The 10726-nt window shown below is 29.0% G+C and carries 10 protein-coding genes and 2 CRISPR repeat arrays; all 10 genes read right to left on the bottom strand.

Translation table 11 applies throughout. The features are described 5' to 3' along the window. Positions 1 to 171 precede the first annotated feature (171 nt). Positions 172 to 719: direct repeats of the CRISPR family, unit length 38 nt; unit sequence AGTTTCAAACCGTGTTGTGATAGAATTAGGTTTGCAAT. 236 nt (positions 720 to 955) lie between these two features. Further along, complete coding sequence (gene cas4 / locus AVBRAN12647_RS09300) at positions 956 to 1528, bottom strand: CRISPR-associated protein Cas4 (protein ID WP_214118918.1); 573 nt, start codon at positions 1526 to 1528, stop codon at positions 956 to 958. Between the two features lie 61 nt (positions 1529 to 1589). Further along, positions 1590 to 1856 carry a CRISPR-associated endonuclease Cas2 gene (cas2, locus tag AVBRAN12647_RS09305; protein ID WP_214118919.1) on the bottom strand — a complete coding sequence of 89 codons (267 nt, stop codon included), beginning with the start codon at positions 1854 to 1856 and terminating at the stop codon, positions 1590 to 1592. Positions 1857 to 1858: 2 nt separating this feature from the next. Next, positions 1859 to 2815 carry a CRISPR-associated endonuclease Cas1 gene (gene cas1 / locus AVBRAN12647_RS09310; RefSeq protein ID WP_336615084.1) on the bottom strand — a complete coding sequence of 319 codons (957 nt, stop codon included), beginning with the start codon at positions 2813 to 2815 and terminating at the stop codon, positions 1859 to 1861. Beyond that, entirely contained in the window at positions 2809 to 6591 is a 3783-nt protein-coding gene (locus AVBRAN12647_RS09315) for an HNH endonuclease domain-containing protein (protein WP_336615085.1), read from the bottom strand. Before AVBRAN12647_RS09315 ends, cas1 begins: the two co-directional genes overlap by 7 nt. A 435-nt stretch (positions 6592 to 7026) precedes the next feature. Beyond that, positions 7027 to 7715: direct repeats of the CRISPR family, unit length 37 nt; unit sequence ATTGCAAACCTAATTCTATCACAACATGGTTTGAAAC. 102 nt (positions 7716 to 7817) lie between these two features. Next, positions 7818 to 8009, bottom strand: a complete 192-nt coding sequence (locus AVBRAN12647_RS09320) for a hypothetical protein (RefSeq protein WP_336609893.1) — start codon at positions 8007 to 8009, stop codon at positions 7818 to 7820. Between the two features lie 149 nt (positions 8010 to 8158). Then, the gene (locus AVBRAN12647_RS09325) at positions 8159 to 8287 is read right to left on the bottom strand and encodes a hypothetical protein (protein ID WP_336615086.1); all 129 of its coding nucleotides are present in this window, start codon (positions 8285 to 8287) and stop codon (positions 8159 to 8161) included. Next, the gene (locus tag AVBRAN12647_RS09330; RefSeq protein ID WP_336615087.1) at positions 8271 to 9155 is read right to left on the bottom strand and encodes a phage head morphogenesis protein; all 885 of its coding nucleotides are present in this window, start codon (positions 9153 to 9155) and stop codon (positions 8271 to 8273) included. Before AVBRAN12647_RS09330 ends, AVBRAN12647_RS09325 begins: the two co-directional genes overlap by 17 nt. A gap of 599 nt (positions 9156 to 9754) precedes the next feature. Further along, positions 9755 to 9940 carry a hypothetical protein gene (locus AVBRAN12647_RS09335; RefSeq protein ID WP_336609894.1) on the bottom strand — a complete coding sequence of 62 codons (186 nt, stop codon included), beginning with the start codon at positions 9938 to 9940 and terminating at the stop codon, positions 9755 to 9757. Between the two features lie 97 nt (positions 9941 to 10037). Continuing rightward, positions 10038 to 10304 carry a hypothetical protein gene (locus AVBRAN12647_RS09340; protein ID WP_336615088.1) on the bottom strand — a complete coding sequence of 89 codons (267 nt, stop codon included), beginning with the start codon at positions 10302 to 10304 and terminating at the stop codon, positions 10038 to 10040. An 84-nt stretch (positions 10305 to 10388) separates the two neighbouring features. After that, positions 10389 to 10726: phage minor head protein (locus AVBRAN12647_RS09345; RefSeq protein ID WP_336615089.1), on the bottom strand; the 338-nt coding region annotated here is incomplete at its 5' end.

Below are 10726 nucleotides of genomic sequence, written 5' to 3' on the forward strand. Positions count from 1 at the left end.
TATTTTAAAATATTTAAATAATTTAAACTCAATACTAGTTTTTCTACTTTATATTTTTTGCTTAATCGTATTTGTTTTGTATTATTATGTTATATCGTTACTTTCTAGCATTCTTACAATAGAATTAGGTTTGAAATAGAATTTGCATAATGATTAACAAAGCTCATTTTATGTTTCAAACCGTGTTGTGTTAGAATTAGGTTTGCAATTACAATATATTTATTTGGTAATGGGATATATTTTAGGTTTCAAACCATGTTGTGATAGAATTAGGTTTGCAATATATGAGATTATTTCCCGCTCCACAAAATCTCAAGAGTTTCAAACCATGTTGTGATAGAATTAGGTTTGCAATAAATATTTTCGGTAAATTGCATCAACTCGGTGTTATGTTTCAAACCGTGTTGTGATAGAATTAGGTTTGCAATATTCATTACCATTTGCAAGGTTTGACATTGTTTCAAAGTTTCAAACCGTGTTGTGATAGAATTAGGTTTGCAATAAAGTCTACGAATTAATTTGCAAAATCGTAGAAGAGTTTCAAACCGTGTTGTGATAGAATTAGGTTTGCAATAAAAGAGAGTAATATTAATGACTACTATATCAAAAAGTTTCAAACCGTGTTGTGATAGAATTAGGTTTGCAATGTTTTAAGGTATGAAAGATTTTTAAAAAGTCAATAGTTTCAAACCGTGTTGTGATAGAATTAGGTTTGCAATAGCAAGGAAAACTTGCTATATATCAAGTATTTGAGAGTTTTTAAAAAGTAGTGATTTTTCCACTTTTAAAATTCTTTCAAATTTTAGTACTTTAGTGGAAAAATTAAACCTATGTTTAGTTTGTATCACTAAAATTAAAAAGCAAATCTAATTCTATCACAACGAGCGTTTGAAATCATTATTGCGGTTAAAGTTAGCAAAAATCCTAGCTCTGCATAGCACCTAGGATCCGCAACTTATTCTCTATCATCACAATAGTTAAAAAATTCACATTGATTACAAGCATTAAGACTAGCGCTACTATTTGGAAAAATTCCATTATCTAAAAGATTTTTCATATCTTTTACAACTCTTTTAAGCCTAGCAAAATCATTCGGAAAAATATTAAAAACCTTATGTTTTAGATGATTTGATGAGCATAAAATCACTCTTTTGCAAGGCTTAGCATAAGTTTTACTAGCTATTTTTGCGTATGCTAGTAGTTGCATTTTCGCCCCGTTACTAAGATTTAGATTATTACTTTGTTTAAACTCAAGCACCACCACCTCATCAACCCCAACAAAGAGCATATCACAAACCCCACACAGCTCATCATCTTCTAAATATTGATTTTTATAGGCTTTATATTCGCTTAGCCCAAGTTTAGCAAATGTGCGACTTTTGAAAAGCTCGTCTTGCTTTTTATGAAAATCATTACCAAAATATACATGCTTAGGATACTTTGGTGTAATATCGCAAAAATTATAAAAATAAAATATCCTAGGACAAAACACAAACTGCCTAATCAAACTCGCCTTCAAAAGTTCCATGAAATTCCTATTTCAAATTATTTAAAATTCTCATTGTTTTGGTTAAAATATACACAAGTTACTAAATACTATCAAAACTAAGTTGCTCTAAATCAGCCTTTTTATAACCGTGCGTATAATCTAAATCTATCTCACACCTACACAAAAATGCCTTATCCCCATCATCACAAAGCTTTTTAAAAAGCTCTTTTACCACCTTTATCTCGCTTTTGCTAAGCTCTCCATAAAAGACTGATTTTTGGATATTTAAAAGCCCTAAATCCTTTAACTCTTCAAAAAGTTTTGTTCGTGATTTGTTATCTTCTATATCGTAGCTTACAATATACACGCTCACCACCTAAACACATAAGAATGATAATTATTCGCACCGCACAAAAACCCACTAAGCTTATAAACTTGTCTTTGTATGATGCTTTCAAGACTTAGTTTAGAGTGATTATGTGGCAACTTTTTAGCAAGTGAGTTAAAAATCTCATTTGAAATTAGCTTTTTACACTCATTAAAATCGCCCTTTAGCTGATGCCTTAGCTTGATGATATTTCTATCAACTAAAAAACTTCTATACTCTTCCATAATGTCCAAAACTAACGATGGCTTAGCACTTCTTAAGCTATGAAGCACTCCAAAATATGGGTTTAACCCTGCGTTTATCACGCTTTTATAAATTATGTTTAAAAGTATTGCGTAGCCGTAATTTAGGGCTTTATTTACATTATCATCTGCATATCTGCCCATGCGATTTACAAACTCATCTCCTAAAAGCCTTGTTTGTCTAAGATAATCAAAATAAACTTTTGCCGCACTTCCTTCAATGCCAAAAATGCTATCTTTTGTCATTTTATAAGTTTTTAGCTCGTTAATAAATGTTTTTAATTGCTCGGTGGTTTTTTGTTTTAGCAAATCATCTTGCAAATACCTTGAAAAGTATAAAATCGTGGAGCGTTGGTTTTTGATTTTACCTATGATTAGCTCTTTTGCTAAGGCTAGATCTTTGCCGTTTTGTTCGCTTAAAATCTGATGTTTTATCACATTTACGCTTTTATGCTCGTGTAAAGTGTGTAAAGCTAAATGAGATTTAAAATCATTAAAAAATATCTTAACCCCACGCACTCCACAAGCATAGGCTAAGTCACTACTTAGCCCTACACCACGAGATTTTATACTTATGGTTTTTAGGTTTTTAAGTGGATATTCTTTGATTAACTCTCCATCTTTTTTAACTACTAATCTAGCCGATTTTAGCCCCAAATACACCCCGTAAGAATTCACTACGAGATGTTTTAGCATATATTATCTTTCATAATTTGTCTATTTGCTTTTGAGGTTTGATTTGTTGTGTATTTTAGCCCTAAAACTTCAAAATTATCACAAATTATACTAGCTTTATAATCCCTTGGCTTACCTAAAAACTCAACTAATTCAACATTTAAACACTCATCACAAAACTTCACCCATTTATCATTTTTATCATTTAATGCACCCTTAAAAATACCTAAATCATATCCTAATTTTGCCTTGTTAAAATGCACTTGCACCGTATGTCTAGCAGCTTCACCAACTATAAAATCAAGCTTTGAGATTTTTTCTGGTAAGTTGTTTTTAATGCTTATTTTATAAATTTCTTTAGCATTTTCGCTAAGGTTTAAAATATCTAAAATATCAGCTATTTTAAGTGGTAAAACATTCTTGCTATGATATTTTATACCTACAATTCTATCTTTATCAAAATAATTTTTTGTAGCTATGTTTTCATTTGCTAAACCTTCATAGCCAGTATTTCTACGCACCACAAAACTAGCTGCACTTACAACACTTAGCGAGTATGTAACACGGCGTTTATTTCTAGCTCTTTTTATATCTTTTTGATTACCTGTGTAGAAATTATTTATATAAAGCTTATGGATTTTTTCTACTTCGTTTTTAGTTTTTACTTCATTTTTTACTAGGATTGCATAGAACTTTTCTATATTTGCACCATTATCTTTAGGCTTGATTAACTCGTTACTTTTAGTATCAAAAAATATATCTAAAACATCTTTTCTCACACTTGATACCAAAAACTTATCTAAAAATTTAATTTTTTCTAGTGTTTTTATATCTTTTGCCTCAAAACTTGCAAAGATTAAATCAAAAACTTTTTTGGTATCTATATGAAATCTTACCGATTTAAGTTTTTTAACTTCCATTAATAAATCAAATTCTTTTAAAATATTTAAATGCTTATCACTTAAATTTTTAGCATTTTCATATCTAAGTGAGTAAATCGTATCTTTAAATAATTGCTTTCTTGAAATTTTATCTTGACTTAATTCTAAGTACTTTTGGCTTTGTATATTTTTTATCTCACTTTCTTTTAGATAAATCTTACTGAATTTAAACTTTGGTTCAAACTTCACATTCTCATTTATAGATACCACCTTTTTATCATTAATAGCACTAGCTATATAAAATACAACACTAGCATCTATACAATGGCTATGGCTTGATTGAATTTTTTCTTTTGCTATTTCTGGTAAATCAAGACTTAGCTCACGCCTAATAGCACTTGTTAGCTTACTATCAATAAAATTTACATTAATATCTAAATCTTTATTCTTTGTTAGAGCTTTTTGAACTATTAGTTTAGCAAGGCGTTTTTGAGTGCCGTTTGTTGTGGTTTTTAATTTATCTTGTTCTAATAATTCCAATGCTTTAGCATAAAAGTTTTCTTTAGGCATAAAAAGTGCATGTCTAAAGGCAATTTGCTCATGATATTTTAGATTTTTATAATTTGTATATTTATCGGTATCAATACCTTTTAAAGTATTATTTATAAAGATTTTTAACTCATTTTCGTTTGCTACACCACACTTTTTGTATATATCATTTTTATATTCTTCTTTTAAATCAGTAAAATAAATATACCCATCACTTTTTCTAAGATTTTCGTATGATTTTACGGGAATTAAATTCGCTTCTGAGTTATACTTACATTTACTTCTTGGCAAGATATGATCATATTCAGCATTTTTTAGATTTAAAGACTCCCCACTATAAGGGCATATTACAAAATGTTCTTTAGGCTTTCTTTTTACTTTAGTTTTTGTAAGCTCTTTTGCCGCAGTTTCAAAAGCAAAGGCATTTTGCTCTATATTTATACTCAATTCTTTAGTATTGCTTAAATCCAAATCACTCACTATCTCATAAGCAAGTCTATCAATATACATTTCAACCCTACCATTTATAAGCCTTGCACTATCCGAGCCAAATACCGAACACATAGCTTTTTCACCACTTGTTCTTAGTAAAGTTTGCAATGAGTGTTCCTTGCAAAGTTTATTAAAACCCTTAGTATCATCTAAGATTATATTTGCACTCTGAAGCAGTTGATTTATCATAGTTTTTAGCTTGTCGCTTTTAGCTACATTTTTAAATATTTCTTGGTTAGTTATTAATTCATAGGCTTTTTTATATTGCTCTAAAATCTTTTTTAATTCCTTATCATTTGTAGCCTTGTTATCTAATAAAGCCTTTTCGTCTTCTAAAGCTTTGTAAAAGGCGTTTTGATAAGATTTAGCCATTTCGCTAAGATTAGTTAAAAAACCATTTAAGGTAGTATTACCCTTAACTTTATTTTCTTTTTTATTTATAAATTCCATAAAAATATTGACATCATTTTCACTAAATCCATCAGGCTTAGCCCATAAAATACTAAGATGAGTATGTTTAAGGTTATTTTTATAAGGAGTATGACACCCACAAGGCTTTAAAAGTTTATTTGATAATACACCTTTTTTAGCCAGCAGCAATTCATCATAATATTTATTTGCAAAGTCTTGTAAGGCATCAAAATCACTATCATTTAAACATATCGTATCTTTAAAATATTTTGCATATTTATCAAAACTTCTAGGATAAAGTTTAATATCTTCTAAATACCCCTTAGATATATCTAAAAATCTTTGAAAAACCACTTTTAACTCATTTTCATCTAATTCATCGTATTCTTTTATAACGCCGTTCTCGTCTATAGTAAGGCTTGAAAAATTAGGATTTTCTAAAATATGTTTTAGGCAAGTTTTTAGCTTATTACCAAGCTTGTCTTTTAAGACTAATACATTGCAAGTTTGTGGGTTTTTATTATTCATTCTCTCATAAGGTGGAATGCTTATTATTGGGTCATTTTTACATAGATATTCATAGCTTGAATTTTCTAGGTTTTCTAACATTGTGCGTTTATTTTCTAACTCTTTTTCGCCTTGAAAGGTAAGAAATTTTATATTTCTTATGCTTTGTTTTCTTAATTTTTCATCATCAAAAACATCATCAAATTTGTTATTAAAATACCTTCTTAAAACCCTTGTTTGATAATTTGAAATATTACCAATAAGGTTGGCTAACTCATCGGCATTTATATTTAATTTTGAAATTACGCTTTCAAATTCCACACTTTTGCAAAGTTCTTTTATGTCTTTTATATATTTTTCTCTATGCTTGTTATTTTTAAGCATTTCATTTCTAAGGGCTTCAAACATATCTGTAATAGCATTTCTATCACTTGCTTTTATATTATAAACAAATTTATCGTTATCATATTTTTGCATTATTAGGCTAGTTTGCTTAGCTAAAAACTCACAGAATTCATCAGTATCATACTCGTTTGCAAAATTTGAAAGCCTTAATTCATAATCATTTTTGTTAATGCAGTTTTTAAACTCATAGCTATCAATTTCGTTTAATATTTCTAAACTCTCATCGCTAATGTCATTTTCAAATTCTATATTTATATAATTAAACCCACGATTTTTAAGTAGTCCATATATTAACTCAAGTTCGCTTTGGCTTAAATCTTTGATTTTGATTTTATTTAACAATTCATCTAAAAGCCTTCTAACAAATTTTGACCTTTTTTTACCCCTTTTTTGGTGTCTTTTGGAAGTTCTATCTTTTTTCAAAAAATTTATAAAAGATGGGTCAAAAATATAGTTCATAGCCGTTTTATATACAATCTTTCCATCTTTTGTATGTGTTATAAATACTCCATTATTTTTTGCTCCCATATCTATGCCAATATAAGTTTTCATTCTTGTTCCTTTAAATTCATTTGTGTGAGTATATATAAAATATTATAATTATAAATGTTATGGAATAAATAATAAAATATCGGAATTATAAAATAATTATCCGATATTTTTCTACTCTTATTAGTGATTTTAAAATCAAAAGTTTTAAAACTAACATTTACCTATACATAAAATATCATAAGTTGAATTAATCTTACTGAAGGGTTATCGGGGTGGCTAAGCCAGTTGCCCGATATTTTACTAACTTTAAAATGATTTCAAACTCTAATATATTGTGATAGAATTAGATTTGCTTTTTAATTTTAGTGATACAAACTAAACATAGGTTTAATTTTTCCACTAAAGTACTAAAATTTGAAAGAATTTTAAAAGTGGAAAAATCACTATTTTTTAAAAACTCTCAAATACTTGATATATAAGCAAGTTTTCCTTGCTATTGCAAACCTAATTCTATCACAACATGGTTTGAAACTACGTAGATAATTTTATGGTTTCATATAAATTAAAATTGCAAACCTAATTCTATCACAACATGGTTTGAAACACCATTTGTTTCAACTATAACTTTTTTTGGATTATATTGCAAACCTAATTCTATCACAACATGGTTTGAAACCACGCTTGCGTGGGGTTAGTTAAATAGCTATTCAATTGCAAACCTAATTCTATCACAACATGGTTTGAAACAAAAACTATGATAATTATTACAATGAATTATCTAAAATTGCAAACCTAATTCTATCACAACATGGTTTGAAACTAACTATTTGATATAAATTTGGCTTATTTTTCTTCCATTGCAAACCTAATTCTATCACAACATGGTTTGAAACCTAATTACTCTTTAAACCTAGATAAATCAAATGAAATCGCAAACCTAATTCTATCACAACATGGTTTGAAACTTCTGCATTTTTTCTAAAGCTTTTGCTATTTCTTCAATTGCAAACCTAATTCTATCACAACATGGTTTGAAACAAAAGAACTTTTGCACCCTTAAGACCTCTTAGTAAATTGCAAACCTAATTCTATCACAACATGGTTTGAAACTCTAGCATCTTTAATATCATAAGAGCGAAGTGATAAAATTGCAAACCTAATTCTATCACAACACGGTTTGAAACTTAAAAACAAAAATAAAAAACTTATCGTAATTTTTTATTATAAGCCCAATTCTAATAAAATTTAAATAGAAAAATAAAAACCTATAATTACCAAAATTTTTATTATTGCTTTTTTGCAAGACCTGCTTTTATATCTAAATTATTAAGCTTATTTATGCTTTTTGTTAGATTATTCATTTTATCAGTGCTAAGCTTTGCAATTTTGCCTAGTTTTTCTAATCTTTCTTGCTGTATTTTTAGCTTATCAAATCCACCTAAGGCTAACTTTAGCCCTAAGCCAAACTGCATATCCATTAAGTTCTCCTTAATTATGTTTATTTATAATACCCTTAACTTTGTGTGTGATTGACGCAAAAAAGGGGCTTGTAGTTTAGGTTGGGTCTTGACTAAAGCTTTAAAAGGTCTAATCAGCCTTACGTTAGTTAGCTTTCCCCACCCTGACATCACTCATCATCAAACCTTAAACTATCCACTAAATACCTACCTTTATCAGGTCTTAAAACAAGTTTATATCTCCTACCTAAAATACTATAAATGATGGTTTTACCTCTTTGCTTACTTTCTTTTTTCATCTATGCTACCCTCTTTAATAATCCTATCTATAAGCGTATAATCCATAGCTGTGATACTTGTGTGTTTTAGGTGCGTTGCTATCTGATACTTGTCTAAAAACACACTAGAGCCGTCAAGTTTTGCTACTTCTATAAAGGCGTGTTCTCTTTTGTTTTTAGCTTTTAGATTTTCGGTAATTAAACTTATTTTCTTTTTAAAAGCTTCGTTTATATCGTCTTTTTGCTTTTGTGTTGGATTTTCTAAGCCTTTTAATTTTTGCTTGATAAAAGCATCATACTTAGGCTTAAATTCATCATAACTTGCCTTTATCTCTTTGTATAAGCTTTCTCTTTTGATGTAGTCTGTAAAAGCATTATTCATAATCCTACGAGCTTGTTTTCTTAAAGTTTCATCTACACTTTTTACCTTTTCTTCTAATACTTTAAATAAAGCATTATTAGGCTCAATAGGATTATTATCAAATCCACGCACAGCAGCATTTAATGAACTTATTGGGTCTTTTGCGTTTTCTTTATAGCCAAGTGCTTTAGCTTCATCAAGGCTTAAAACCTGTGTTTTGCACCTACAACCCCAGCCATTAGGCGGGTAATTGTTACGCCAAAAAGAATGCTCCTTAGGTAAAATAAGTCCGTGAAAGGCTTTGTGGCTATCCCTAATCCTATTATCCATAATTGCTACATATCTTAAGTAAGGCTTATCGCTAATTAGTTGTTTTTCATACCTAGCAAAGCTATATACTTGTCTTAGGTTTTGATTAAAAACAACTTTTAAATGGTGTTTATGAAGTCCACTAATGCTTTCTAGCTCTTTTACGCAATCTTTAAAGCTCGTGCCATTTAAATAAGCCTTTTTAAGTATACTATGCATTCTTTTAAATGTTTCAATTTCATTTATTCCACTTATTAAAAATGTACGATTATATGTACTAAAGCGAAGTTTATCTAAATCATAATCTTTAGGTAATTCATCATTAAAGTATTTAATTGCGTCTAAAGGACTTAGATTAGATGAATAAGCATGATTTATTCTTCTGTATCAATTACAACAGTATCTCCGCTAAGCACTGCGTGGATTTCGGTAGCTAATTAATCAGGTTTTGAATTTGTTTTATGACAATATACGAAAATTTTAGCGAAATCGCTATAAATGAGATTAAAGAAGAAACAAAAGACCTTTTAGAAAATCATCTTAAAAGCGATTTAAAAGGTATTTAAAGCTAACATTATTTGACAAATAAGTTTAAATGAGTTAAAATGCTGGCATGAGAATTGTTATGTGTTCATAGCATCATCGCCATAGAGGGCGGCGGCTCATTGGCTATGAAACACTCAGCCCTCCTTTCTTACTTCTTATAAATTTGACAAGTAATGCAAAATCCACTAAAATATCACAATAACTACTATCAAGTATGAGACCAAAGACAAATGCGGCGAGTCCTCTTTATCTCGTTACTGAGCCGCTAGTAGTTATTTTTTATAGATTATTTTACCTTGAGTTAAAATATCATTTAGATAATCCTCTCTATCGCTTAAAAACATAGTTTTATTATTTATCACATCGCCTTTTTGATTTACTACCATTACTAAAGCTTTTTTTATATTATCATCATAAAACCATTTTATATATGTTTTTTTTAATGACTGACTTATCAAATCTAGGGTCTAATTCTTGACTTAGTCTAATCTCATCAGGGTCATTTATTAGCTTTTGGAAATAATCAATGTATAAATGACGATTTCTTTTTTTGATTTATGGAGCATTTTTCTTTTTATCCATAAAAAACATATCATCAAGCCTTATTACATCGCCTATCTTATCAATTAATAATTCTCCTTTTTTAGCATTAAATCTTTCATAAACTTTATTTAAAGCTTCTTCATCGCTAAGATTGTCATAGCTTGGATTTTTTGGTAATTTATCAAGACTTGAGCTAAGTTGGGTCTTTACATTATTACTTACACCAATCCTTTTATCATACGCAAATTGCTCACTTGCGATATTTGGTGGATTTGTCATTATTTTATATTTTCTTGCTTCTATTTCACTAATTGGTATTACATAACATTTGCAGTTATAATCATTCGGTGGGTAGTTTATCAGCTACCAAGCATCATCTTTGTGGATTGCAACATTATGCATTTTAGAATGACTACTTCTACTTGTGCTAAGCTTTGCTGATTTGTAAAGCCAATATGTTTTATAAGTGTAGTTCATCATCACTTTTGCACGGCTTAGATTATAAGCTCTTTGCATATTTGTTGTATAGATTGTTTTAAGTCTTGATGAATTTATATTTATACTTCTTACTTCGCCTGTGAGTGGATTTACAATGTCTTTTTTTCCGTACCAGCCTTTATCACTTAAAGTAGCTTTTAAACCCTTTTTAAATTCATTAAATCCTACACCATCTTTTTGAGCCTTAAGTAATGCATCGTGAA

Origin of the sequence: Campylobacter sp. RM12647, from assembly GCF_020138135.1 — a bacterium.
Lineage (GTDB): Bacteria > Campylobacterota > Campylobacteria > Campylobacterales > Campylobacteraceae > Campylobacter_E.

Bases quoted from the DNA above. Each gene is read 5' to 3' on its own strand.
- cas4 (WP_214118918.1), bottom strand. From the start codon at position 1,528: ATGGAACTTTTGAAGGCGAGTTTGATTAGGCAGTTTGTGTTTTGTCCT.
- cas1 (WP_336615084.1), bottom strand. From the start codon at position 2,815: ATGCTAAAACATCTCGTAGTGAATTCTTACGGGGTGTATTTGGGGCTA.
- AVBRAN12647_RS09315 (WP_336615085.1), bottom strand. From the start codon at position 6,591: ATGAAAACTTATATTGGCATAGATATGGGAGCAAAAAATAATGGAGTA.
- AVBRAN12647_RS09320 (WP_336609893.1), bottom strand. From the start codon at position 8,009: ATGGATATGCAGTTTGGCTTAGGGCTAAAGTTAGCCTTAGGTGGATTT.
- AVBRAN12647_RS09325 (WP_336615086.1), bottom strand. From the start codon at position 8,287: ATGAAAAAAGAAAGTAAGCAAAGAGGTAAAACCATCATTTATAGTATT.
- AVBRAN12647_RS09330 (WP_336615087.1), bottom strand. From the start codon at position 9,155: ATGCATAGTATACTTAAAAAGGCTTATTTAAATGGCACGAGCTTTAAA.
- AVBRAN12647_RS09340 (WP_336615088.1), bottom strand. From the start codon at position 10,304: ATGACAAATCCACCAAATATCGCAAGTGAGCAATTTGCGTATGATAAA.